This is a genomic window from Streptomyces sp. NPDC038280 (genome assembly GCF_055600045.1).
This window is the reverse complement of record NZ_JBVJYZ010000026.1, coordinates 34,684-56,076: the sequence shown is the minus strand read 5'-3', so window position 1 is coordinate 56,076 and position 21,393 is coordinate 34,684. Positions and strand designations below refer to the sequence as shown.

Sequence of the window (21,393 nt, the reverse complement as noted above, 5' to 3'; positions counted from 1 at the left end):
CTCGTGTTCCCGCTGCCCGTCAGCGTCGTCCTGCGAGCCGCTGGTCGGCGTACGATCCGGTCTTCATGGGGGCTGCGGCGGGGTCGGCGAGTTCGGTGAGTGCGTGGACGCCGGCGTCCATGCGGTCGGGTGAGTCCATGCCGGGAATCCAGGTGACGAGCTGGCCCTCGAAGCGGGGGTGTTCGCCGACGTGGTGGACGAGGCCCTGGGCGTAGAGCTGGGCGATCGGTTCGGCGCGCAGGCGCTTGCCCTGCTTGGCGTGGACTTCAATGATCGCGGGCATGAGGCGGCCCTTGGGTTCGCCCTGTTCGGCGAGCTCCTTCCAGGCCTGGGTGACGATCTGCTTGGCCATGTCGCCGCCGAAGTTGTCTTCCACGATGATCGCGTCCGCTTCGACGTCGAGGGCGAGGCGGCAGGCTGCGTGTCCCCAGGTGTCGGCGCCCATGCGGCCGGAGCGGTCGGCGACGACGTACATGTGCCCGTCGGTGGTGCGCCCGGCGGCGATGAGGCCGGTCTCGTCGTTGACGTCGTCGGCGCCGCCGGCGTGGTCGACGGCGACGACGATGCGGGAGAGGTCGACGCCGCGGAAGGCGACGGGGGTGATGCGGTTGTCGGTGATCCAGGGCCACTTCCACACGCCGCCTTCCATGGGGCGGGGCTTTTGCTGGTAGAGGGACCACCAGACGCGTTCGCCGACGGCCTTACGTGTCTTGGCGAGGGCGCGGCGGCCGTACCGCTTGGGCCACAGGGCTGCGCCGAGGGGGCGGCCGAGGGGGTCGTCGTCGGTGTCGCAGATAGCGGGGAGGTCGAGGGTGATCCAGTCGGAGGTGTCCTGGCCTTCGAGGATCCGGCCGGCGAGGTCCTGCTCGTGCCAGCGGGTCTGGATGACGATGATCGACCCGGCGGGTTCCATGCGGGTGTTGAGGACTGCGGTCCACCAGTCCCACAGACGGCGCCGCATGGTCGGGGATTCGGCGTCGGCGGCGTCTTTGATGGGGTCGTCGACGATGGCGACGTGGGCGCCCTTGCCGGTGAGGCCTCCTCCGACGCCGGCGGCGACAAGCCCTCCGTCGAGGCGCTCTCCGGTCTGGGGGTCGGCTAGGTCGAAGCGGCCTGCGGCTTTGGAGCCGGAGTGAAGGGCGAGGCCGATGCGGGGGCCGTAGGTGTTGATGGCGTCGCGGATCCAGCGGGAGTGCTCTTCGGCCAGGTCGGCACCGTAGGACGCGATCATGATGCGGTGGTCGGGGTGCCGCGCCAGGTACCAGAGCGGTGCCCAGCGGGCGGCACGTCTCGATTTTCCGTGCCTTGGGGGCATGGTGATGAGCGCCTTGACCTGCTCGCCGCGGGCGATCCTCTTGAACAGCTGGTCGATCAGGGCGAGGTGCGGGGCCTGCATCTCGCGACCGTCGGTGAGGATCGCGGCCATGGAGCCCGGCGAGCGCTCCAGCGCCATGGTCCGCTCGACCTCGGCGAGAACGGTACGCACTTCGGGGCTGGCCCGGCGTGCAATGCGGCGCCGCTCCGCCCGGTTCATCTGCCGGTAGGCGGCGGTGAGGCGGAGGAGCTCCTCGGCCTCGGAGACGACGTCGAAGTCGAGGTCAGGCCTCGTCGTCATCGTCGTCCTCGTCGACGTACGTCTCGCCCAGGTCCTCATCGACGTCCGGGTCATCAGGGTCTGGGTCGCCGGCGGTGGCGATGAGCTGGTTCAGCTCGGCGAGGCCCGCGTGGTCGAGGCGCATCGCTCCCCCGCCGGGTCCGGACAGCTCCGTCTTGACGGGCATGTCGAGGCCGTTGAGCTTGGCGCGGCGGTCCATGAGCTTGAGGACGGTGTCGACGGCCTTGAAGTCGATGCCCTCGCCGACGACGATGCCGTCCTTGTCGACGATGGGGCTGGGGCTGGTGGCCTTGGGCCAGGCGGCCTCGAGGAGCGCGTCGAGGCGTTCGTTCTCCTGCTGCCGGTAGACGGAGACTTCGGCCTGCTCGTCGGCGCGGTTGCTCTCCAGGGCGCGGATGAGGTCCTTGGTGGCGTGCGAGCGTGAGGAGTAGCCGAGTGCCTGGATGCGGGGGTCGTCGAAGGGGACGCCCTGGCGGCGCAGCTTGACGAGCTTGGCGCGGCGTTCGGCGACCTCTGCTGCTTGTGCTTTGGACAGGGGCATGGCGGTGGGGCTCCCGCACTTCGTGTCAGGCCCCGCGCCTGTCTACATGATCCCTGATCGGGTCGTTTCGGTTCCCCCGGCCAGAGGTGGGTGCGATCCTGCCCGTCATGAAACGCATGGGGATCGTGGGGGCTGTGGCGGTGCTGCTGGTACTGGCGGCCGGCTGTTCGGACGGTGACGGGAAGAGCGGTGCGTCGCCTTCGCCTTCGCCTTCGCCTTCGGTGTCGGCACTGGGGGTGGATGAGGCGCTGGACGCGTACACCGCGGCAATTGCCCCCGGGTGTAAGACGGCGCCGGAGTGCCAGGACCTGGTGACGGCGGAGCTCGCGGCCGCGGTGGACGTGCGTACGGCGATGCAGGCGAAGGACAAGGCGCTGTATGCGGAGCCGATTGGGTGGGTGAACCTGGCGGAGGAACGGGCCGACCACTATGGGCGGGACAACCTGGGGGCGAAGGGCAACTCGTTCGCGGTCTCGCAGCCGCTGCAGAAGATGGTGGCCTGGTTCCGGGAACACCCCGGTCAGTAGGACATGGCGCGGACGGGTTCTGCCTGAAGGCTCTGCGGAGAGAACTGCTTGCCGTCAGTGGGTTGACTGTCCTGGTCAGGCGGACATTTGATGATCCTCCTCGGTGTAGGGAGGCACCAAGTGAACGGTATTTCGTTCGAGACATCGGACAGTATTTCGCCGTGTTCGCGTTGTGGTGGGGCGCTCGCGAGCAGAGGCTCGATGCCGCAGCGCGATGCGTTCGGGCGGCCGATTGTGCTGGAGCTGTGCCCGGCGTGTGATGCGGAGAAGCCGGCGGCTGGTGCTCTGCTGCGGTGGTTCGAGGCGGGCTATGGCCATGACACGTCGAGGGTTGGGGAGGCCGCGCTGCTCTTCCTTGAGTGGCAGAAGGAGGTGATGGCCGTGCACGGCTGGCACCTTGTCTTGGATGCGGGTCCGGAGGGGCTTCCGCCGCACGCGGGGCCGTCTCCGATGGGCCGTGGCTGAGGAATGCGTGGGCCCCGCCGGGCTGGGCAGCTGGCGGGGCCGTGGGGCTCCGCGACGGGGGCGGTGTGCTGGGTTCGGGGGCACGGCCCGGTCGGAAGTGGGCGCGGGGACACCGGGGCTTCTGACTGGGCCGTGCAGGTAGAGCGTGGCGTACGAGCTTGGGTTTGTCCGGGCTGCTTCCCCTGGCGCGGTGCCGATGGCTACTGGCCCCTGGTGGTCAGGGTGATGTCGGCCGCGCGCAGGGCCCGCTTGAGAGGGCTGTGGCGCTCCGGGGTCTGGGGGTCGATGCGTGCGATGAGGAGCCGCCCGTCGGGGAGACGGGCGGTCACTGCGTGTGGGCCGTACGGTCTGTCGACGACCCGGATGGTGCGTGGCACGGCTACTCCCCGGTGTCGCGGCGCAGGCCGTGCTGGTCGAGGAAGTCGTCGAGCTGGTACTGGGCGATGAGCACGTCGCGGGCTTTGTCGTCGTCGGCGGGGCCCACGGCGCCGAGGTGCTCGAGGGCGTCCATCAGGTGGGTGACCTTGTCCCAGCCGATACGGAGCTTGCGCTGGAGCATCGACGGGGAGCCGAACTGGGTGGAGATGACCAGCTCGGCGGCTTCGGCCAGGTGCTCGGTGTGCTGCTGGGGGGCGTGGCGGTCTTCGGTCGCAGCGCTGGGCTCGGTCTGGGTGCTGGGCTCGTCTGCCTGCGGGGTGGGGCCGAGGCCGTACATGCCGCGAACCTCCTTGCCGGCCTTGGTCTGCCGGTGGATCTTGTTCGTCTTGGCGAGGCGGGACAGAGCGTTGTTGACGGTGGGGCCGGGCTCCAGGCGCGCCAGGGAGGCGATTTCGTCCTTGTGCTTGTAGATGGCCTCGAGGCCGAGCGGGTCGGCTACTTCCTCGAGCGCCTGGAGGATCTTCTCTTCGGCGCTGGCGGGCTTCGCGGGGACCGTGGTGGCGCCGGGGTAGAACATGCCGCCGTCCTCGTCGTCCGCGTCGTCGTCGGGCAGGACGGAGCGTGCGGCAAGGTCGTGCCGCTGTTCCCAGAAGGGCCAGTCGGTGGGGATGGCGATGTTGTCGGTGTCGATGTGGGGGGTGGCGTCCTCGAGGATCCAGTTCCGCATCATTTCCGCGTGTGCGCCGGGGCTGGCTGCGAACGCCAGGCCGAAGGTGCGCGTGGGGTCGTTGAGCGGGGTGTTGGGGTCGTAGACCATCTCGCGGTCTCCGGACCAGGCCGGGGGGATGTCGGCAGGGTTGCAGCCGGCGAAGTTCTCGGGGAGGTCAACGAGGGTCTTCTGCTGGGAGTCGGAGCGCAGGAGGACAAGGGATCCTCCGTAGAAGATGTTGTCGCGGATGGCGGCTTCGCCTCCGAGCTGGTCGAGCTGCATGATCTGGTTGGCGAGGATGACGGGCATGCCGAGGGATCGGCCGAGGCTGGCTCCTGCCTTGATGATGAATTTGGCCTCGGCGCGGTGCTCGGCCTTTTCGCCGAGGTGCTGGCTGGCCTCGTCGAAGAAGAGCGGCACCCAGGGGCGTTCAGGGCTGGCCTGGAAGTTCTTCATGCCAAGGCGTGCGGATTCGGCGATGCGGTGCTGGAGGCCGTGGTACCAGATGCGAAGTGCGCCGAGGGAGCCGTCGATGCCGAGGCCGGAGTAGGCGGCCATCTTCTCGATGGCCGGGTTGGAGGAGCCCTTGGGGTCGGCGTAGATGATCGCGGACTCGTTGACGTGGTGGGCGAGGGCGATGAGCTGGAGGGTGCCGCCCTTCCCGGAGCCGGTGACCCCGGCGATGATGCAGTGCTGGGCGCCGAGGGCGGGGTCGTGGAGCTGGATGCGGGCGGGGAATCCGGAGACGCCGAGGCCGAGCTGGATGTAGCCGTTGGCGTTGGCCTTGAGGACGTGCACGCCAGGGAAGGGGCATCCCTTCTCGAGGGGGTTGTGGTCCATTTTGCGGATGACGGCTTCGCGGGGGTTCTGCCGGGGCTCGTAGGAGATGAGCAGGGGCGTGGTGCGCAGTGCTCCGGCGAGGTCGAGGCGGTTGGGGTGCTGGAGCCGGTCGAGTTCTTCTCCTGCGACGACGACGGCGACCTGCCCGCCGGTGTTGGGGTCGTCCTGGATGTCCTTGAGGTAGGTGCCGGCCATGAGGCCGCCCTTGCGGGCCACGTACTTCTTCCATGCGCCAGTGAGGGTGGAGGGGTCGAGCTCGGGCGGGGCGGTCAGGTTGACGGTGATGTGGCGTTCGCCGGTGTGGGCGCCGGGGGTGAGGTGGATCCAGGAGGTCGGCACCTGATAGACGGAGGACACCGTGTCGGCGGTGACGGAGGCGGTCGTGCCGGTGGGGGCGGTGATGGTGCCGGTCCAGCGGGACGGTCCGAAGGTACGGACGGTCAGCTCCTGTCCCCGGTGGGTGCCGCTGCGGGGGTGGGAGATGTGCTCGGCCCACCGCTGGAGGATCATCTCGGCGCCGGTGAGCGGCATGACCGCCGCTACGGCCGTGCTCGGGGCGATGGGGGCGGTGAGGGTTGTGCGGCCGCGGCGCAGGACGGTGCGGAGCTTGAACGGCACCAGGCCGACGGCGGCCCACCAGCCGAGAGAGACGATGCCGGGCACGGAGGGCAGGGTGAGGATGCCGGCCATGAGGGCGTCGGCTCCTTCCGGGCCCATGATGCTGCCGAGGCCGAGGGCCATGCCGGTGGTGACGGTGGAGATGAACATCGGGACGCGGTGTGCCTGGACGATGTCGCCTGCGGGGAGAGTGTCGATCAGGCCTGGTGGCAGGCGGTTCATGTAGTTCGCGGTGAGGAGGCTGGCGCCGCCGCCGTAGGCGAGTGCTGCGGTGAACGCGGCTCCGCCGTCGAGGAGCGGGGCGAGGACTCCGGTGGCGAGGGGGGCGGCAGTCGTGGCGATGGCGACGGCCCGTTCGGCGGTGGAGGCACTGCGCGCGGTGGTGGTGTTGCTGAACATGGATGACTCCTCAACGCGGGTGGGCGGGACGGGCAACGGGGGGCGGGGCCGGGGTGCATGGCCCCGCCCGGAGGCGGGGCTATTCCTGCCTGTACCAGGCGCTGTTGACCTCGTGGATCTTGTCGACCGGTGCGCGGGAGAACGCCTCCTGGATGCCGCCGTGGCTGGCGCGGGCCTGCTCGTGGGCGGCCTTCGCTGCCCGGGCGGTGGTGTCGCCGGCGGCCGCGTAGGCGGTCGCCGCCTGGGAGATGCCCTGCAGGATCCGGCCCAGTTCGCTGGTCTCGGCGATCGTGGCGCTGTCCACGTTCATGCCGCCGATCATTTCGGCGACCCGGGCGGTGTCCTTGGCGTCGTCATCGATCCGGCGCGCTGCGCTGCGGATCGCATCGGAACCCTTGGTGACGCTCTTCTGCAGGTCGGTCACCTGCTGCTGGAGCTGCTTGTACGTCAGGTCGGCCATGGGTCCTATCCCTTGTAGAAGGCGCCTTCGGCGGCGCTGGTCTCGGGTGAGTCGACGACGGCCTGGTAGATGCCGCCGTACCTGGTCTCGGCGTTGGCCAGGAGCGTGCGGCACGCTTCGGCGGCGCGGACTGCCCGCTTGTAGATCTCCTCGGCCTTGCCTGCCTGGGCCTGCGCGGCTTCCTGCAGCCGGGCGAGTGCCCCGATGGACTTCTCGCCGCCCTTGACGGCCTTGGCGGCCTCGAGGAGTTGTGTGGCCCTGTTGGCCTGGTCTTCCGCGTGTGCCCTCAGGCCGCGTGTGGCGTCGGCGACGTTCGTCAGGGCGTCGGCCTTGGCCTGCAGGCGCCGTTCGAAGGCCTTGAGGGTGCGGACCTCGCCGCGGGTCATCGACTCCCGGGCGGCGCCGTCGCCGAGGAAGACATGGGTGGCGGTGACCTCGTGGACCTCGATGGGCCGGACTTCGGTCTGGTGGTAGTCGGCGCTGGTGGCTGCGGGGGTCACGGGCTGGTCCTCTCGGGCTGCTTTCCGTTCCTGGTGGGCCTGGTCCAGGCGGGTCTTCTCCTGGCCGGCGGCCTCGGTGATGTCGTCCCAGCCGTCCTTCACACCGTCGCGGTAGGCCTTGACGTGGGCGGCGGTGCGGGCGGCGCGGGTTCCGTCGCGGTATCCGGCCTCACGGGAGTCCCGGGTGGAGAACGGCTTGCCGTCGGCCGGGGCACCGGCGGGCTTCTCTCCGGGCTTGAGCATGGGCTTGTCGGCGGGATGTTCCGGCTTGTCGTTCTTCTTGTGCGCCGGGCCGGCCTTGCCGTGGGGGGGCGTGCCGGGGGTCTTGCCGTCCTTTGCGGTACCCGTACCGCCCGGTGCGGTGGTCTTGCTGGCCGGGGTCTTCGGGCCCTTGGCCGCGGGGCCGCTCGTCCCGGCGGGCTGCTTCTGGTCCTTGCGTCCTGTGGTGTCCTTGGCCGGGCCCTTCGGGCTCTTGCCGTCCCCGGCCGGGGCGGCGGCGCCCCTGCCCGGGACGCTGGTGCCGTTCTTCCCCGCGTTCCCGGTCGTGCCCTGGGGGCCGCTCTTCCCGGTCACGGAGCCCGCAGCCGGGCCGCCGCCGGTGCTGCCCTTCGAGGCCTCGGGCTTCGGCTCCTTCGGAGCCGCCCGCCCGCTCCGGTCCTTGGGCTCCCTCGTGGTGGACGGGCCTGCGGGGGTCTTCCCAGCGGCCGGACCGCCTGCGCCCGGGCCGCGGCCGCCACGCCCAGAAGGACCCGGCCCGGAACCACCAGACCTCCCCGAAGGGCCCTTATGCGCGCTCCCGTTGGAGTTCTGCGGGCCTTTCAAAGGCGCGCTGGCATTTCCCTTGCTCGACAGCCCTTTCCCACCCCCAGAAGCAGCTGACAGCGGCTTTCCGGCAGGGGCGTCGGAGCGATTCACCTTGACCTGACGGTTTTCCTTCACCTGCCGCGCTTGAGCTCGCACCTTCTGTAAATCGAGGCGCTTGTTCTGGGCGCCGCCGCCCTTGGCCCAGCGGGCCGCCCCGGCGAGGAGCCAGGCGCGGATGATGCCCTGCTTCTGGCGGCCGCCGCCGGTGGCCGTGGCGTCCTGGCGGGAGGCCTCGTCGCTGCCGTGGAAGGCCGCGCTGGAGCCGCCCGCGACCGGGGCCTCGGCGGTTCCAGCCGTCGGCGCGGTGGGGGTCAGGTCGAAGGCCGGCCGGGCCGGGGCCACGGGGGCGAGCATGGACGCGAGCATCCCCGGAGCGGTGCCGGGGACGTTCGCGTCCGGCGGGTCGGCCGGGCCGGGAACGGCCGCGGTCGGCATGTCGGTCGCCATCACACTCCTCACGATTGGAAGTCACTTCCTACTCACTTCCCGCGTGCCGAAAGACCCGGCCCGGCGGGCTTCCCGGGGGTTTGAGCAGGTGTTTTCGGGGCGGGAAGTAGGAAGTGAGTAACTAGGCGGCGGGGTTGCGGGTGCCCTTGCGGGCGGCGACCGCGAGGAACAGGGCCAGGGCGCCGCCGCCGATCAGGAAGCCCTGGTTCACGTCCCCGCTGCTGGTGGTGGCGGTCTGCGTGGAGGCCGTCTGCTGCATGCCGGCGGTGTTGGTGGTGGCCGTGTACTGGGCCTGGCAGTCGTCGACGACGTCCCGGTAGGAGGAGGGGGAGCCGAAGCCCTTGCCGACCTGCGCGGAGCGGGCCTTGACGCAGGTGTCGATGGACGCCTGCCGTACCTGGTCCTGGGTCGCTGCGGTCTTGCGGTTGATCTCGGTGGTGCGGTTCAGCTCGCGGAGCTTCTCCAGCTCGAGGGCCTGCGCCTTCAGCGCTACTTCCCGGGCCTTCATTTCCGTCTCCGCCGCGTTCGCGGAGTAGACCTGATAGCCGATCAGAACACCGCCGGAAAGGACTGCCGCACCGATTCCCAGGGCGGCCCTTCCGCGCTTCGTCAGGCCCGGCTTCACGGTGGCGGGGGCGCCGTAGGGGTTGGTGTCGATGACCGGCTGGAATTCGGGCTGGAATTCGTGGGCCATGATGTTCTCGAATTCGTCGTCGTGCGCGGACACGGCTATTCTCCGTTCGTTCGTGCGGCGTGGGCGGATCGGGTGATGAGGGCGTTGACCTGGGCGAACGTCCGCTCTGGGGGGTCGTTCCAGGCGAAGAACGGCTCGTGGATTCCGTTCTCGGAGAGGGTCTGCTGCATGTAGTCGACGGCGCGGGCGCGGGACGCCGGGGTGACGTGGCCGGTGTATTCGAGGAGGGTCTGGGCGCCTCGGATGCACATGCGGCCGGTCGGTGAGAAGTCCAGGGAGCGGCACCAGCCGTAGCGGTCGAGGACGGCGAGGACCTGCTCGAGGTGGTCGGAGGGGATGAGGGGGGTGGGGTTCTGCCACCAGCCCAGGCCGGCCATGAAGTTCCGTACGGGGCGGGGCAGGAGGCGGTGGCTGCGCGGGGGGTAGTCCGGCGCCGCGGGGATCCGCCGCGGGGCGTACGGCTGGGGAGCGGGGTGCAGCGGCGCGGGGGTTCGGGGCGCCGTCCGGTGCGGCTGCTGCTCGATGCGGATCTGGCTCACAGGTACAGCCCCGTTCCCTCGGTGATCCGGTCGCGGGCGTCCTTGAGCCGTCGGCCGGCGGTGGCCGGGCTCACTCCGAGGATCTGAGCCGCGATGGTCTTGGTGAGCGGCTCACCGGACCTGAGCCGGTGAGCCAGAGCCGCGACCTGACGCTCCTTCTCGTCGGCGCCGGGCTCGGGCTCAGCGGCGTCGTGGGTGTCCGTCTCAGCGGCCATCTGCGGCGCCTTGGTGAGGGACGGCTCAGACGAGATCAAGACCGGCTCACGTGAGACGTGCTGGTCAGAGGTAGGGAGGATCGGGCGGGTGTCGCGCAGGGTCTCGGCGTGCGACTCAGCGGCCAGCTCAGTCCGCGCGGTCAGGAGCATGCTGCTGCCGGTCGGCTCAGGCTCGGGCTCACCCGGCTCAAGGGCTCGGATCGCAGGGTGAGCCGGGGCAGGCTCAGCAGTGCCCGTCAGCATCGCCTCGAGCGCCACGTCGGCTCCCTGAGTGAGCCGGTCCCGCTGCACGGTGATGAGCCCTGAGCCAAGCTGCGCGTCACCGTTGCCGATCTGGCTCATGAGCTTCCACGCGGTGAGAGCCGACTGAGCCCGCACTTTGTCTTTGGGGTGCCGCTCGGCTCGAGCTGCGTGGTAGGCGATCTGACGCATGATCTCTGCGTTGCGGCGCTGTGCTTCGACGTCGACTCCGCTGGTGTGGGCGACGATCCTGCGGGCGAGGAAGCTGATGCCCTCGGCGGCGGCGGTCATCGCGAGCGGGGTGAGGGCGTAGACGACGGCTTCCCGCTTGGTGGGGGCGATCGCCAGGCCCATGAGCGAGGCGGTGGCGGGGAGTACCCAGAGGGCGGTGCGGACGACGAACGGCGCGGCCTGTCCCAGCATGGTCACGCCGATCATGACGATGGCCGCGACGAGGGTGGCTCCTTCGCCGGCGGCGACGACGCCGAGTGCGGTTTCGGAGCGGTGGAGCACGGAGGCAGCGTTGGCGTAGGTGCCGATGGCGCCTCCCACTCCGACCGCGATCATCGGGATGGTCGCGAGGGCGAGGACCCATGTCTGGCCGCGGGTCAGGGAGCGTACGGGTGTGGTGTGGGGGGCGGCCCCGACGGTACGGGGCTGCTCCTCCCCGCGAGCGGGGGTGTGGGGCGGCTCGAAGCCGGCCGGGGTCGGGTTCACGGTGATCGGTGTCCTCTCTCAGTGCGCGGGCGGACGGTGCGGGTACGGGCGGGTCAGCGGTCGGGGGTCTGGTCGACGAGGTTCGCGAGGTCGATGACGGCGGCGAACTGGTCGGTGAGGTTCGGATCGCCGCCGGTCTGGGCGGCATTGACGACGTCGACGGCGAGGGTCTGGACGATCTGCTCGACGGCAGCCTGGGCCTCGGGCTTGCTGGGCACGGAGTCGGCTCCTGGAGTCAGGCGGTGGCCGGCTGCGCCGGAACCGGGACGGGGGCGGGGACGGGGAGGTCGGCGAGGCAGTAGTCGAGGTACTCGTCGATCTCGGGGCCGCACCAGTTAGCGGGGTCGCCGTGTGCGGCACGGAACTCGGCGGCGGTCACCGGGACTCACCTCCGTGCCGGGCGTGGTCGACGGCGAACGCGGTGAGGCGGGCCCGCTCGTCGGGCATGACGCCGGCCATGGTGACGTGGAGGCCGCAGCCGGGGGTGGGGCAGGCGATGGTGTCCTTGCGGTTGTTGCGGCGCAGGGTGTCGGCGGTCCATACGACGTTCGTGAGGGCGAGCAGGGCGACGACGCCGGTAGAGAACAGGGAGGTGTCGGACATCCACACCTGCTGGGTGAGCAGAGCTCCGGCGCAGGCGGTGGATACGAGGGTGATCTGGTCGGACATGCGCAGGGCCACGGTGGTCTCCTTCGAAGCGGTGGAGTGGGGGTCCGGCCGCCGAGCCGACAGACGGCCGGACCCCCGGGGATGGTCAGGAAGCGGATGCGCCGGAGAGGCGGGCGACCTTGGCGATGTGGCCGTCCTGCTTCTCGATGAGGCGGCGGGTCTGCTCTGCCAGCGGGGGGTGGGTGTCCCAGTCGCTGTAGTGGCTCTTGCCGTAGTCGCTGAGGTCCGTGATGTGCCAGTCCTTGGCCTCGGGGAAGCCGGCGGCCTTCAGCGCGGTGTCGCGGGAGAGGTCGGCGTAGAGGTGCTTGTCGTGGACCTGGGCGATCTCCTCCGCCCGCTTGTCGAAGGCGATGGCGGCGGCCGTGGTGCGGTCCTGGGCGTCGATCAGGCGGGAGACCGCAGAGGGCCATTCCTTGGCGGCCTCGGGGCTGCGCAGGTAGTCGTACGCCGCTTCCGCGGCCTTGAGTTCGTGCTGGTAGGTCTTCCACAGGGCGGGCGCGTCCTTGACCGCAGCCTTGAGGTCCGCGACGTACGCGGCGTCCTCCCACTCGTCGCGCGCCTTCTCGTACAGGTTCGAAAGGACGATGCGGGCCTTCTCCCGGAGGAGGTGTTCGGCCTCGTTCTGCGACTCCCCGATGTAGCTGAGCTTCGGGTCGTCGTGGGTGGAGGGCTTGGACGGCTCCTCCTCCCGCCCGGTGAACGGGGCGAACTCGAAGCGGATCCCGTACGGCTGGGGGTCGACCTTCTTCAGGTACTTCGGGAGGTACGGCTGGAGGCGGGCGAAGATTTCCGTCAGCTCCTCCGGGGTGATCTGGAAGCTGTAGCCGAGCGGCATGGTGATCTCCTTCGTAGGTGACTGCCTGGGCGCTTGGTGTGGATGGAGCCTTGGGCCAAAGAGGTCTGCTGGCGGGGCCGGCAGTCGGCCCCGGGGGGATGGTCAGCGGATGTCGTAGACCAGGCCGAGGCCGTCGACGGTCAGCGCGGTCGAGCAGTCGCTGCACCGGAACGTCGTCCGGTCGTCGGACGGCTGCTGCGGGGTCATGTCCTTGTCGCAGCAGTACGGGGTGAACCCGATGCCGAGCTCGTCGCCGATGGTGAGTTCGAAGCCGTCGATGGTGGGCGTGCTCATGAGCGGGCTCCTTCGGGTTGTGGCTGGGAGGGGCCCGGCCCGGTTGCCGGGCCCCGAGGGGTGTTGCCTGCTGTGCGGGGTGGGTCAGATGCCGTCGATGAGGGCGGCGGCGTCGCTGGTGTGCTGGCGGGGGGCGAGGTCTTCGGTGTCGTAGGCGTACAGCTCGCCCCGGTGCTGGACCTGCTTCTGGACGTCGGGGGTGAGCGAACGGAGGGCCGGGTTGGAGGCGGGGTTGGTGAGGCGCTGGATGAGGAGCGCGAGGGCGGTGAGGACGTCGGCGTCACCGGCGATGGTGGTGAGGACGGTCTGGGTCTGGTCGGCGGTGAGCTGGTCGAGGGCGAGGTGCCGGATGCCGTCGCAGATCATGTCGATGCCGGGGTGGACGCCGACCATGTCGTCGAGGGCGCCGTCGAGTTCGTCGTCGAGCGGGGGGACCGCACTGTCGGCGGTGCGAATGGGGGCGGCGTGGCCGGGGATGTGGAGCCAGGGGTAGTCGCCGCTCACAGCTCGCCGTCCTCGTCCACGAAGGTGGCCGTGGCCGTGGTGTCGTTCCAGGTGCCGTTGGGGAGCGGCAGGTCGTCGTCGGGGTCGGGCGTGTAGACCGTGTCGTCGCGGTGCGTGAACCGGTCGAACGCGCCGGGGACGTAGGGGGCCTTCGCGGCCTCGATCACGTCCCGGTCCCAGAAGCCGATGACGGTCAGGTTCTCGACCTCGATGAGCATCGCCTGGAAGGCCGTGTCGAAGGCCTCGCCGTCTGGCTCGTCGAAGTGCTCGTCGGTGATGTCGGCGTACGGGTTGTCCATGTCGCGGTAGTCGGCCATGGACTTCGCTCCGGCGGCGAGAGCCTCGGCGGCCTTCACCGTCAGCAGCGCGTCACCGCAGAAGTCACCCTCGGCAGTGCGCACGGTCAGGCGCAGGGCCTTCGGGTCGGAGGTGTCGCCGGCCAGCCGCAGAAGCTGCACGAGGAGCTCCTGAGCGCGGATCTCGTTGTCCATCACGCCACCGCCTTCACGGCCGCCGGGGTGGGGGCGAACTGCTGGCAGTTCCCCGGGCAGAACCACTGCTCGCAGAAGATGCAGGGCTCGTCGGCCGCCTTCAGGGGAACGAGGCGGAGCAGCGGCTGGCGGGTGTAGCCGGGGGCCATCTCGGCGAGCGTCCGGCGCGCCGGACGGACCACGGTGAGGTCGGCGGCACGGGCCCGGCGAAGGGCCTCGGTGGTCGTGGGGTCGGTGGCTGCGGTGTATCCGGTGAAGCGGCTACGCTTTGTCACGCGGATCGACCTCCTGTTGTGGCAGGTGGGGCACGGTTCGCCGGGCTCTTCGGGGCCCCTGAGAGGTCCAGGTGTTCGCGCACCTGGGCCTTTCGGCGTTTCTGGGGCTCCCGCGTTTCCGACAACCTCAATGTAGACTACTCGCGGCCCAGATCGCTAGTACTAGCGCAAGATGTTTCGGTGGACTAACCTCGGCGTATATCGCTGCACACAACGAGGTGAGCAGTGCACGACGGAGAAGGGAGGCAAGTAATGCCCGAGACCCCTGGGTATGCAGAGATCGCCGAGCACTTTCGTCGGCAGATCCGGGACGGAACTCTCCGCCCCGGCGACACGATGCCGAGTTACAAGGAAGCCAGCGCCCAGTTCGGCGTGGCGCACACGACCGTGAACCGTGCATACCGGGCTCTCAAGATGGAGGGACTGACCCTCACCAAGCCAGGTGTCGGGACGATCGTGGCAGCCCGGGCCAGCAACAACATCGGAACGCGGGTGGCCTTGCACGCGGCCACAGGTAGCGCTCTCGATAGCGGCGAGTCGTCGCGCATTCTCGAGGTGGGCACTGTGGGCGCCGACGCGCTGGTCGCGCCCCGGCTGGAAGTCCCTCCAGGTACGCCCGTGCAGGTTCGGCGTCGGGTGGTGAGCAGGGGAGGTGTACCGGTACACCTGAGCAGCAGCTACTACCCCGCCTATGTGATCGCGGTAACCCCTGAACTCCAGGAGCCGGTATCCACCGGGGCCTCGAGGGAGCTCGCTGCTTCACGCCTGGGCGTCGCTCAGGATCAGGTGCTCGAGGAGGTCACCAGCCGGCTCGCCACGGCGGCCGAGAAGGAAACGCTGGGTCTGACCGCTGGCGAGGTCGTCGTCACCCAGGTCGTCCGCACCGTGACGCTAGAGGACGGGCGCGTTGTTGAGGTCGCCGTCAAGGTAGCCGAGGGCTCGACAATCCTCCGCTGGACGACGTCCCTCCGTCAGGAAGGAGCTGGTGACGCCTGATCTCTGATGCGTTCCAGCATCCAGCTTGGACGCACGAACGGCCGAGGGGGCTACCGACCCCGCCCGGCCGTCCTTGCACTACCGACCTGCGAAGTCGGCAGCACGTGACGCACCAACCCCAGCTAAGGAAGGCCGTCGCCTTGAGACTACTTGTTGGCGTGACTCTCGCATCCAATCGGGGCGTAAAAAGCGCAGACCGGGGGCTCCGATGAAGGAGAAAGACCCCCGCACCGTCACCGAGACTCCACCGGTCGTCACCTTCGCCACCGGAGCCGAGCTGCTCATGCGCCTGGGCCTATGCCTGCACATGACCCGCGAGGGCGTCCGACGCATCGCATACCGCCACCCCGACTGGCCCTTCGGCGTCGACCGCCCGTACCCGTACTGGGAGATCGCTCGGGCCGACGTCATGGAGACGAAGCCGTTCCTGGAGTTCTTCCAGTCACACCCCATCGTCGGCCGGGGCCCGGATAAGGCACCGCGGTCGACACGGAGCGCCTCGTGACCCGGATACGAACCGGCATAGCCGCGGTTCGCGGTAGCCCAGGTGCGCGAAAGGCCGGCGAGTTCGCAGCTCGGCCGGCCCCTCAAGCACAACAGCGGCTTGCACCCCGCTGATCAAGATCCCACCTCGTGAAAGTTGGTATCTCGGTGTCGAGAGTACCGGTACCTAGCGCTTCCCTCGCAAGCCCACTCACCGTGATCGCCCTCCTGCTGGGGGTGATTCTGTGAGCCTGCTGCCGATCCTGTGGGCGATGAAGAGCGCCCCGGTCGCGGACGCGGAAGAGCGCGCCATCCTGATTGCCATGGCGGAGAGCGCCTGGAGCGACGGGACGGATGCGTTCCAGTCGAAGAAGACGATTGCCGAAATTGCCGTAATCGACCCGAAGACCGTTCAGCGGCGGCTGAAGACGCTGAAGGAGCGTGGCCTGATCGCGGAGGGGAACCAGGCTGCCGCGGCCTACATCCCAGCGCACTTCCGCCCCACGGTGTATGACCTGCTCATCCCGTACTCGTGGTTCCCGGATGTCGAGCAGGTGAATGCGGAGCGGAAGGGGCGCTGTAAGCCGCCGTTGACGCGCGCGAGTCGGCCTGATCTGGCGCCGGCGCCGCCGAGGAAGAGCCGTGCGGACAAGGGCGTGAAGCGCCCGAGGAAGCCCGCGAAGGACGTGCCGGTGGCGGGAGTCGACGAAGGGGGTGGGGACTACGAGTCCCCGGGTCAAAACGGACAGGAGGGGGGGACTACAAGTCCCGGGGGTGGGGACTACAAGTCCCAGACCGGGGGACTACAAGACCCCCAACCCTCCCCTGCTTACCCTCCCCAGGACCCTCACCGTCCTTCCGTCCCGGAGCAGCGGCCGCACGCCGGTGAGGACGGAGGGACGGACGGAGCGGCGCCGCCCGAGGAAAGGATCGGCAGCAACGAGGGCGTGGATCTGTTGCTGGCGATCGGTGCAGAGAAGCCGGAGTTCCTCCTGACGGGAAAGACGCTCCGGGACCAGGGGCTGACGGTGGCCGGGATGTTGGGCGCGGGATGGACAGCAGAGCACTTGTGGCACGTCATCGCTGGCCGGGCTCTCCCTTCGCCGATCCTGACGACCGTCGGCGGGGTGGTGTCTGGCCGGCTGCGTGCGGCGATCTCGGGGCCGGTGCCTCGGCCGGGCGTGGTGCCGCAGGCACGGCATGAGGACGAGACGCCAACGCCAGCCGCCTGGTCGCAGAAGAAGGTGCTCCTGGGCGCCCGTGCCGGGGAGTGCGAGGGCCAAGGCGGCCTGTGTGGGCGCCCAACGCTGGGCGAGTCCCGCCTCTGCCGCTCGTGCATGGAGTCTGAGGGTGCCGCGCTCTGACCTTCCCGGTGGCGTACGGCCTGTCAGTGCGGTGCGCCATCATCCACCTACCGCCCAACTTGATCAGGGAGAACGATGACCGCCTTCGTCTACGTGATCGGCGAACAGGGATCGTCCATCGTCAAGATCGGCACCACGAATGACCTGAGCCTCCGGCTCACCGCTCTCCAGACCGGCAACCCGAACCCCCTGGTGCTCCTGTGGAGCCACGAGGGCGACAGGGAACTCGAGGGCCACCTCCACGCCACGTTCTCTGCCCATCGAGTGCGCGGCGAGTGGTTCGATCTGGGACAGCGGGACCCCGTAGCAGCAGTTCAACGAGCAGTTCGGGCTGCTCGCCTCGGACTTCTTCCCCGCCCGCGCCGCGAGACCAGCCTGGTATGGGGCCGCCGCAACGGAGCAGCCGCTACGGCCTTGGATGACGGGCACTGGTGGCTCTGCCGCCAGTTGGACGAACTCTTCAGCACTCGAGAGCACTTCACCCTTCGAGAAGCGGCCGAGGCGCTGGGGAGAGATCTCGACTTCGTTGAGTACTACGCGGCGCAGGCAGAGGACAGGAACCTACTGATCCGCCGACGTGCCTTGTCTCCCGGCGGGGAGTCGCTGTTTACCGTGCCGGGGGACAGCTACCTGCCCTGCTCAGGCGAAGACTGGTAGCGCGCGGCCTCAGGCCTGTGCGTTCGCCTCGCCCCCGATCCGCGCTCTGGACGGGGCGAGGTGTTTCCGGCCCCGACTGTCGGCGGTGTCCGCTATGGTGGTCACCGCCTGGCTTGGGCACCGCGCCCGTACGGCCCATGACCGTACGAAGCCGCCGAAGATGCTTCGCGTCGAAGCCGCCCCACCCCCTTTTCCTCAGCACTGCAGTACCTCCACGCCGTCACCCCTTCGCGGCGCTGTCATGGGAGCGCCATCGTGAAGGAGAGATCGCCGTGTCGAACCCCACCCACGCCCTCAAGCTCGACGCCCGCGCCCTGCGCGAGGCGTACGGCATCGGCTACCAGGACGCCGTGAAGCTCCTGGCCGAGCCCAACGAAGCACGCCGCGCCGACCTGCTGGCCGGGGTGACGGACCACGGATGCACCTCGTTCAAGGCCGTCATCGCCTGGTACGCGCAGATCCCGGCCGAGCAGCACACGCTCTGTACCCGGTGCGGGTGGACCAAGGGCATGATCTGCCCGGAGTGCTCGGATGGCTGTGGCTGCTCCACCGGCTGCTCCGGCTGGAGGCACAACCAGGGCGGCGGCAACGACTTCGAGGACGCCGACGAGTCCTGGTGGTCGTGCCCGGAGTGCGGCGACAGCACCGAGTACGACCAGGACTGCCAGTGCGATGACGCCGGCGAGTGCCGCGAGTGCGGGCACACCGGGAATGACCCCGCCTGCATCTACCGCTGCGAGTGCCCGTGCTGACCCCCGACATCGCGGCGAAAGCCTTCACGTACGGGCTCGCGCTATTCCCGCTGCAGCCCGGCGGGCGGCGGCCAGCTGCCGACGGCTGGCAGAGCACTGCGTCCGCCGACCCTTCGGTCCTCGGCTTGTGGCCGGCCGGAACGAACGTCGGCGTCGCGTGCCGCCGGTCCCGGCTGGTAGTCCTCGACCTCGACGTCAAGCACGCCGACAACGGCATCGACACGTTCTCCTGGCACCTCGCGCGCCAGCGTGAACCGTGGCCCGAGACGTTGACCGTTGCCACGCCGTCCGGCGGCCGGCACGTCTACTACCGGGCCCGGGCTGGCTGGACGGTTCCCAGCTCGTCCGGAGGCCGCACCCTCCTCGGCCCCGGAATCGACGTCCGCGCGCCGGGCCGACGGCTCGGTGGGTACGTCGTCGGGCCCGGGTCGGTCGTCAACGGCCGCCGGTACGAGGTCGCCGTCGACGCACCCGTGGTGTTGCTCCCGGTGTGGGTCGCGGAGTTGATCGGCGGCCGCCGTTCGCCGGATTCGCCACGTGTGCCATTGGCTGCTGAGAGACTCGGTGATCCCAGCTCGCTACGGAGGACCGCCTCATGACGGACAAGACGCCTGCCCAGCGCGCCGATGACGCTGCTGAGGCGGTCCGCGCGATCAATCACCTGACGATGAGCCCGCGGGACGACTGGCAGTACCCCGGCGACGCCTACAGCCTCGTCGCAGGTCTGTCGCGGATGGCGATGATGCTGCCGCAGGCCCTGGAACAGGCGTCCCGGTTGATCGCCGACCTGGATGAGGCCGGGCGCCTCCGCAGCGACAAGGACCAGTTGGAGCACGATCTCCGTGACACCTACTTGGGCCTGGAGGAGGGACGGCTCGCCGCGGAGAAGCTGTACGGGGCGTTGAACCGGGCGCACAACGGTCTGGGGCCCATCGCGTACAAGGACTGACCTGCATTCCCGAACCGCGTACCCTGGCCCGCAAGACAAGCTCGCCCCGGGGAGGCAGTTGTGACAGCACGTGAGACATGGACGGTGGACCGGCTCCACCACGCCCTGCCCCACTCCGCCTCGAGGCAGCAGCTCCTCGCGGACGTGAACCTCACCCCCATCGACGAACTGCCCGCGGTCCTGGACCGGTGGGCGCAGGCCGCCGAGACGCTCCAGGACGCGGCCGACCGGATCGAAGCCGCCCGGACCGCCGCGCGCGCGCCCGGCGCCGCGCAGCAGGACGGCCAGGGCCTCGAAGACCGCACCGCCGACGTCCTGCGGGACGCCGGCCCCCGCGGTGAGCACGGCCGGGGAGCGGCGTGACCTACCGCCTGCACTTCCCTGTCGACGTCTTCGACATCTACAAGCAGCTCCCCGACCGTGCGCGCCGCGACCTCGCCGTCTGCCTTGTCGACGCCCAGGAGGACCCCCTCGCGCACTCGGAGCCGTACGGGCAGGACGACGGCATCATCCGTACCGTCGCCCGCGGGCACGTCACCGCGGTCATCCTCTGCGGCCACGCCACCAGCACTCTCACGGTCCTCGCGATCGCGTACGCCGGCACCTAGCACCTGAGTGCCTCGGGTAGGCCGGTTCGCGCTCTTGTCGACCACCCCGCGCACCGTCACCTTCAGGAATGGGACACACCATCACTGAGGGGGACACCTTGGCCAAACGGCGACGCCCGCAACCGCGGGACAATCGGGGCAGGTTCACCAAGACCGGCATGCCCCTCTGGTTCGGCATTCTGGTGGCAGGTCTCCTGCTGGCGGCCTTGGCCGTGAAGGGATAGCCACCAAGAACGCAGTGACCTCGTTAAACCCGTCGGCCGTGCCCCCGTACCCGCTCTGGACGGGGGCACAGCACTGTCGAGGTTCAGGCAACCGCGGCCTGGTCTTTCCTCTTCCGAGGGCGGCGCGGTGGCGAGTCCAGCCAGACCGCGACCTCCTTCACCAGCTGCTTGCGGGCATCGGTCAGCTCGGCCTGCAGCGTCGCGAGCCGTTCCTGTCGTGCTTGGCGGTCTGCCCGCTCCTGCCCGCTTCCCAGCGCTGCCACCGCCTCTTCTTCCTCCATGTCGAGCCAGCCGACCAGGTCGGCAATGATGTGCGTTCCATCCGGTTCAGCCCGGCCCTGGGCGTGCGCCTCGTCAGCGAAACGCCGGAACTTCCGGATGTCCTTGAGCTGGTCGTCGTACCGCGTCGCCTCTCTGGGATCGTCTTCCATCTCCGCCCCTGTGCTGAGCATGGTCAGCGTCCTCTCGCCCGGGTCTGGGACCGGCGTGTTCGCCAGCGCCCGCTGAGCCGTGGCGTGCATCGCCATCGCAGTGCCCACCGGGCGGCCGTAGAAGAACAGCTCGATGCGCAGCAGCGCGGATGTCACCTCCTTCATGCCGGCGACCGTCGGCCGGGCGACGAGCATCCCGTCGATGGCGTCCAGGAACGCGGAGACGGCCTCGATACGGGGCTGACTGTGCGCGGTGTGCCGCGCCGTACGAGCAGCCAACCGGGTGGCGACCAGCGCCACGGTGGCAGCCACAAGGCCGCTGACAACGGTAGCCAGCGGAACAAGGTAGGAAGTCGTCATCCCTCAATCGTGGGCTGACCATCCCCCATGCACCCCAGAGTTGAGGGAGCCCAGAGCTTTGGACTGAATCGGCAGCCTTTCAGCCCGGGCGGTCAGTGCCCGTTGCCAGACTGGCCGAACTGGCCGCCACCCCCGCAGGAGACCCTGATGGACCTGAACCGTGACCCGCAGACCATCGCCTATGCCGCAGCCGAAGAAGTGCGGGCGCTGAACCACCGATCCAAGACTCCGGACGCGTTCTACGGCGACGACGGGTTCCGCGGCGCAGCCCCGGGCAAGCTGAGCGACACCGTCCACGGCCTCGCCACCCTCGCCGAGCGGCTCCCGCAGTCCCTGCAGCAGATCCGCCGCGGTCTCCAGCAGCTCGAGGAGGAGCAGCAGATCCGCATGGCCGACGGCAGCGACCCCGCCGAGGGCGTCTCCACCGCGCTGCGGGCCCTGCTGAACGCGGAGGAGGCCATCACGGCCGCCCACCACGCCTTGCGTACGGCCGCGAGCCCCATGGCCGACATGGGCGGCTACCTCGACGACACCGCGTACGAGGGCGAGGACGCCATCGTGTAGATCGGCAGGGGGATGCTCGCGCTGCACGGGTGTGACGATGGTGAGGTCCAACGTGGACACCAAGCGACCCCCGCTCCATGGGGAACTGCTGGCCGGCCCCGATGCCCTGACTGGGTGTCGGGGCCGAGCTGTGGGTAGGGGTGGGCCCCTCCAACACCGTTAACATATT

The 21,393-nt window shown here is 69.6% G+C and carries 30 protein-coding genes; 12 read left to right on the top strand and 18 right to left on the bottom strand.

Features of this window, described 5'->3' with window-relative positions; all coding sequences use genetic code 11:
- Positions 1–19: 19 nt before the first annotated feature.
- Positions 20–1,615: a terminase large subunit domain-containing protein gene (locus tag ACZ7J0_RS32570; RefSeq protein WP_470893478.1), complete on the bottom strand. Its 1,596-nt coding sequence runs from the start codon at positions 1,613–1,615 to the stop codon at positions 20–22.
- Positions 1,599–2,156 carry a hypothetical protein gene (locus ACZ7J0_RS32565; protein WP_470893476.1) on the bottom strand — a complete coding sequence of 186 codons (558 nt, stop codon included), beginning with the start codon at positions 2,154–2,156 and terminating at the stop codon, positions 1,599–1,601. The genes ACZ7J0_RS32570 and ACZ7J0_RS32565 overlap by 17 nt, the downstream gene beginning before the upstream one ends.
- 107 nt (positions 2,157–2,263) lie before the next feature.
- On the opposite strand from ACZ7J0_RS32565, the gene ACZ7J0_RS32560 reads away from it, so the two are divergent.
- Complete coding sequence (locus ACZ7J0_RS32560) at positions 2,264–2,683, top strand: hypothetical protein (RefSeq protein WP_470893474.1); 420 nt, start codon at positions 2,264–2,266, stop codon at positions 2,681–2,683.
- 120 nt (positions 2,684–2,803) lie between these two features.
- The gene (locus tag ACZ7J0_RS32555; protein WP_470893472.1) at positions 2,804–3,148 is read left to right on the top strand and encodes a DUF6300 family protein; all 345 of its coding nucleotides are present in this window, start codon (positions 2,804–2,806) and stop codon (positions 3,146–3,148) included.
- A 200-nt stretch (positions 3,149–3,348) separates the two neighbouring features.
- Here ACZ7J0_RS32555 and ACZ7J0_RS32550 read toward each other — a convergent pair whose 3' ends face one another.
- From ACZ7J0_RS32550 to ACZ7J0_RS32480, 15 genes are all read right to left on the bottom strand, one after another.
- Positions 3,349–3,525 (bottom strand): hypothetical protein, encoded by a 177-nt coding sequence (locus tag ACZ7J0_RS32550; RefSeq protein WP_470893470.1) that lies wholly within the window; start codon positions 3,523–3,525, stop codon positions 3,349–3,351.
- Between the two features lie 2 nt (positions 3,526–3,527).
- The gene (locus ACZ7J0_RS32545; protein WP_470893468.1) at positions 3,528–6,092 is read right to left on the bottom strand and encodes a DNA translocase FtsK; all 2,565 of its coding nucleotides are present in this window, start codon (positions 6,090–6,092) and stop codon (positions 3,528–3,530) included.
- 79 nt (positions 6,093–6,171) lie between these two features.
- Positions 6,172–6,552: a hypothetical protein gene (locus ACZ7J0_RS32540; protein WP_470893466.1), complete on the bottom strand. Its 381-nt coding sequence runs from the start codon at positions 6,550–6,552 to the stop codon at positions 6,172–6,174.
- Positions 6,553–6,557: 5 nt separating this feature from the next.
- Complete coding sequence (locus ACZ7J0_RS32535) at positions 6,558–8,363, bottom strand: DNA polymerase III subunit gamma/tau domain-containing protein (protein ID WP_470893464.1); 1,806 nt, start codon at positions 8,361–8,363, stop codon at positions 6,558–6,560.
- A gap of 121 nt (positions 8,364–8,484) precedes the next feature.
- Positions 8,485–9,090, bottom strand: a complete 606-nt coding sequence (locus tag ACZ7J0_RS32530) for a hypothetical protein (RefSeq protein ID WP_470893462.1) — start codon at positions 9,088–9,090, stop codon at positions 8,485–8,487.
- A 2-nt stretch (positions 9,091–9,092) separates the two neighbouring features.
- Entirely contained in the window at positions 9,093–9,596 is a 504-nt protein-coding gene (locus tag ACZ7J0_RS32525) for a DUF6197 family protein (protein WP_470893460.1), read from the bottom strand.
- Entirely contained in the window at positions 9,593–10,768 is a 1,176-nt protein-coding gene (locus ACZ7J0_RS32520) for an RNA polymerase sigma factor sigma-70 region 4 domain-containing protein (RefSeq protein WP_470893458.1), read from the bottom strand. The genes ACZ7J0_RS32525 and ACZ7J0_RS32520 overlap by 4 nt, the downstream gene beginning before the upstream one ends.
- A gap of 53 nt (positions 10,769–10,821) precedes the next feature.
- On the bottom strand, positions 10,822–10,986 hold the full coding sequence (locus tag ACZ7J0_RS32515; RefSeq protein ID WP_470893456.1) for a hypothetical protein: 165 nt from the start codon (positions 10,984–10,986) through the stop codon (positions 10,822–10,824).
- Positions 10,987–11,003: 17 nt separating this feature from the next.
- Positions 11,004–11,147 carry a hypothetical protein gene (locus ACZ7J0_RS32510; RefSeq protein WP_470893454.1) on the bottom strand — a complete coding sequence of 48 codons (144 nt, stop codon included), beginning with the start codon at positions 11,145–11,147 and terminating at the stop codon, positions 11,004–11,006.
- On the bottom strand, positions 11,144–11,449 hold the full coding sequence (locus tag ACZ7J0_RS32505; protein WP_470893452.1) for a hypothetical protein: 306 nt from the start codon (positions 11,447–11,449) through the stop codon (positions 11,144–11,146). The genes ACZ7J0_RS32510 and ACZ7J0_RS32505 overlap by 4 nt, the downstream gene beginning before the upstream one ends.
- A gap of 73 nt (positions 11,450–11,522) precedes the next feature.
- Complete coding sequence (locus ACZ7J0_RS32500; RefSeq protein WP_470893450.1) at positions 11,523–12,272, bottom strand: hypothetical protein; 750 nt, start codon at positions 12,270–12,272, stop codon at positions 11,523–11,525.
- Positions 12,273–12,374: 102 nt separating this feature from the next.
- Positions 12,375–12,566 carry a hypothetical protein gene (locus tag ACZ7J0_RS32495; protein ID WP_470893448.1) on the bottom strand — a complete coding sequence of 64 codons (192 nt, stop codon included), beginning with the start codon at positions 12,564–12,566 and terminating at the stop codon, positions 12,375–12,377.
- 84 nt (positions 12,567–12,650) lie between these two features.
- Positions 12,651–13,070 carry a hypothetical protein gene (locus ACZ7J0_RS32490; protein WP_470893446.1) on the bottom strand — a complete coding sequence of 140 codons (420 nt, stop codon included), beginning with the start codon at positions 13,068–13,070 and terminating at the stop codon, positions 12,651–12,653.
- Positions 13,067–13,561, bottom strand: a complete 495-nt coding sequence (locus ACZ7J0_RS32485) for a hypothetical protein (protein ID WP_470893445.1) — start codon at positions 13,559–13,561, stop codon at positions 13,067–13,069. Before ACZ7J0_RS32485 ends, ACZ7J0_RS32490 begins: the two co-directional genes overlap by 4 nt.
- A complete protein-coding gene (locus ACZ7J0_RS32480) occupies positions 13,561–13,836 on the bottom strand; it encodes a hypothetical protein (RefSeq protein ID WP_470893443.1) in 276 nt (91 codons plus the stop codon). The genes ACZ7J0_RS32485 and ACZ7J0_RS32480 overlap by 1 nt, the downstream gene beginning before the upstream one ends.
- A 252-nt stretch (positions 13,837–14,088) precedes the next feature.
- Between ACZ7J0_RS32480 and ACZ7J0_RS32475 the strand changes: the two genes are divergently transcribed.
- The 9 genes from ACZ7J0_RS32475 (at position 14,089) to ACZ7J0_RS32435 (ending at position 19,645) form a co-directional block, all read left to right on the top strand.
- Complete coding sequence (locus tag ACZ7J0_RS32475) at positions 14,089–14,832, top strand: GntR family transcriptional regulator (protein WP_470893441.1); 744 nt, start codon at positions 14,089–14,091, stop codon at positions 14,830–14,832.
- Positions 14,833–15,040: 208 nt separating this feature from the next.
- A complete protein-coding gene (locus tag ACZ7J0_RS32470) occupies positions 15,041–15,337 on the top strand; it encodes a hypothetical protein (RefSeq protein ID WP_470893439.1) in 297 nt (98 codons plus the stop codon).
- Between the two features lie 223 nt (positions 15,338–15,560).
- Positions 15,561–16,679 (top strand): helix-turn-helix domain-containing protein, encoded by a 1,119-nt coding sequence (locus ACZ7J0_RS32465; RefSeq protein ID WP_470893438.1) that lies wholly within the window; start codon positions 15,561–15,563, stop codon positions 16,677–16,679.
- 75 nt (positions 16,680–16,754) lie between these two features.
- On the top strand, positions 16,755–17,336 hold the full coding sequence (locus ACZ7J0_RS32460) for a GIY-YIG nuclease family protein (protein ID WP_470893436.1): 582 nt from the start codon (positions 16,755–16,757) through the stop codon (positions 17,334–17,336).
- Between the two features lie 272 nt (positions 17,337–17,608).
- Positions 17,609–18,088 carry a hypothetical protein gene (locus ACZ7J0_RS32455; protein ID WP_470893434.1) on the top strand — a complete coding sequence of 160 codons (480 nt, stop codon included), beginning with the start codon at positions 17,609–17,611 and terminating at the stop codon, positions 18,086–18,088.
- On the top strand, positions 18,076–18,687 hold the full coding sequence (locus ACZ7J0_RS32450; RefSeq protein WP_470893432.1) for a bifunctional DNA primase/polymerase: 612 nt from the start codon (positions 18,076–18,078) through the stop codon (positions 18,685–18,687). Before ACZ7J0_RS32455 ends, ACZ7J0_RS32450 begins: the two co-directional genes overlap by 13 nt.
- Positions 18,684–19,037, top strand: a complete 354-nt coding sequence (locus tag ACZ7J0_RS32445; protein ID WP_470893430.1) for a hypothetical protein — start codon at positions 18,684–18,686, stop codon at positions 19,035–19,037. Before ACZ7J0_RS32450 ends, ACZ7J0_RS32445 begins: the two co-directional genes overlap by 4 nt.
- Before the next feature lie 60 nt (positions 19,038–19,097).
- Entirely contained in the window at positions 19,098–19,400 is a 303-nt protein-coding gene (locus ACZ7J0_RS32440) for a hypothetical protein (RefSeq protein ID WP_470893428.1), read from the top strand.
- Positions 19,397–19,645 (top strand): hypothetical protein, encoded by a 249-nt coding sequence (locus ACZ7J0_RS32435; protein ID WP_470893426.1) that lies wholly within the window; start codon positions 19,397–19,399, stop codon positions 19,643–19,645. The genes ACZ7J0_RS32440 and ACZ7J0_RS32435 overlap by 4 nt, the downstream gene beginning before the upstream one ends.
- A gap of 307 nt (positions 19,646–19,952) precedes the next feature.
- Here the strand turns inward: ACZ7J0_RS32435 and ACZ7J0_RS32430 are convergent, their stop codons facing one another.
- Positions 19,953–20,660 carry a hypothetical protein gene (locus tag ACZ7J0_RS32430; RefSeq protein ID WP_470893424.1) on the bottom strand — a complete coding sequence of 236 codons (708 nt, stop codon included), beginning with the start codon at positions 20,658–20,660 and terminating at the stop codon, positions 19,953–19,955.
- A gap of 147 nt (positions 20,661–20,807) precedes the next feature.
- Between ACZ7J0_RS32430 and ACZ7J0_RS32425 the strand changes: the two genes are divergently transcribed.
- Entirely contained in the window at positions 20,808–21,224 is a 417-nt protein-coding gene (locus ACZ7J0_RS32425; protein WP_470893422.1) for a hypothetical protein, read from the top strand.
- The last annotated feature ends 169 nt before the right edge of the window (positions 21,225–21,393 follow it).

Excerpts from the sequence above, each read along its gene's own strand:
- ACZ7J0_RS32495 (WP_470893448.1), bottom strand. The coding sequence starts at position 12,566 with ATGAGCACGCCCACCATCGACGGCTTCGAACTCACCATCGGCGACGAG.
- ACZ7J0_RS32470 (WP_470893439.1), top strand. The coding sequence starts at position 15,041 with ATGAAGGAGAAAGACCCCCGCACCGTCACCGAGACTCCACCGGTCGTC.
- ACZ7J0_RS32500 (WP_470893450.1), bottom strand. The coding sequence starts at position 12,272 with ATGCCGCTCGGCTACAGCTTCCAGATCACCCCGGAGGAGCTGACGGAA.
- ACZ7J0_RS32570 (WP_470893478.1), bottom strand. The coding sequence starts at position 1,615 with ATGACGACGAGGCCTGACCTCGACTTCGACGTCGTCTCCGAGGCCGAG.
- ACZ7J0_RS32485 (WP_470893445.1), bottom strand. The coding sequence starts at position 13,561 with ATGGACAACGAGATCCGCGCTCAGGAGCTCCTCGTGCAGCTTCTGCGG.
- ACZ7J0_RS32460 (WP_470893436.1), top strand. The coding sequence starts at position 16,755 with ATGACCGCCTTCGTCTACGTGATCGGCGAACAGGGATCGTCCATCGTC.
- ACZ7J0_RS32445 (WP_470893430.1), top strand. The coding sequence starts at position 18,684 with ATGACGGACAAGACGCCTGCCCAGCGCGCCGATGACGCTGCTGAGGCG.
- ACZ7J0_RS32425 (WP_470893422.1), top strand. The coding sequence starts at position 20,808 with ATGGACCTGAACCGTGACCCGCAGACCATCGCCTATGCCGCAGCCGAA.
- ACZ7J0_RS32565 (WP_470893476.1), bottom strand. The coding sequence starts at position 2,156 with ATGCCCCTGTCCAAAGCACAAGCAGCAGAGGTCGCCGAACGCCGCGCC.
- ACZ7J0_RS32545 (WP_470893468.1), bottom strand. The coding sequence starts at position 6,092 with ATGTTCAGCAACACCACCACCGCGCGCAGTGCCTCCACCGCCGAACGG.
- ACZ7J0_RS32560 (WP_470893474.1), top strand. The coding sequence starts at position 2,264 with ATGAAACGCATGGGGATCGTGGGGGCTGTGGCGGTGCTGCTGGTACTG.
- ACZ7J0_RS32475 (WP_470893441.1), top strand. The coding sequence starts at position 14,089 with ATGCCCGAGACCCCTGGGTATGCAGAGATCGCCGAGCACTTTCGTCGG.
- ACZ7J0_RS32535 (WP_470893464.1), bottom strand. The coding sequence starts at position 8,363 with ATGGCGACCGACATGCCGACCGCGGCCGTTCCCGGCCCGGCCGACCCG.
- ACZ7J0_RS32540 (WP_470893466.1), bottom strand. The coding sequence starts at position 6,552 with ATGGCCGACCTGACGTACAAGCAGCTCCAGCAGCAGGTGACCGACCTG.
- ACZ7J0_RS32430 (WP_470893424.1), bottom strand. The coding sequence starts at position 20,660 with ATGACGACTTCCTACCTTGTTCCGCTGGCTACCGTTGTCAGCGGCCTT.